The organism is Lacisediminihabitans profunda (genome assembly GCF_008040105.1).
GTDB lineage: Bacteria > Actinomycetota > Actinomycetes > Actinomycetales > Microbacteriaceae > Lacisediminihabitans > Lacisediminihabitans profunda.
The window spans coordinates 1-271 of record NZ_VRMG01000052.1 but is presented as its reverse complement, the minus strand read 5'-3'; the positions used below and the strand labels follow the sequence as shown (position 1 = coordinate 271).

1 protein-coding gene is annotated in these 271 nt (G+C 73.8%); it reads left to right on the top strand.

The genetic code is table 11. The features are described from left to right. Positions 1 to 81: 81 nt before the first annotated feature. The coding region (locus FVP33_RS19015; RefSeq protein WP_147785259.1) for a hypothetical protein at positions 82 to 271 on the top strand (190 nt) is incomplete at its 3' end.

Below are 271 nucleotides of genomic sequence, written 5' to 3'. Positions count from 1 at the left end.
GCGCGCACCGCCGACGCGCTGGGGTCTCAGCGCACCGGCACGTCGGGGCAGGAAGCGCGCGCGATCACCTCCGTCGGCACCATGAGGAGCGACCCCGCGGCCTGGCTGGGTGAGGTGGCGACCAGAGTAGCGGCCGGTGACCTCTCGATCGGGGCTGCCGCGGCCATCCAAAGCGGGCTGGGGGCGCCGTCACCCACCGTCGCTGCCGACGACCTGGCGGATGCGGCGCACGAGTTGCTGGCATCCGCGAATGTCCTGCCGCCCGAGAAGG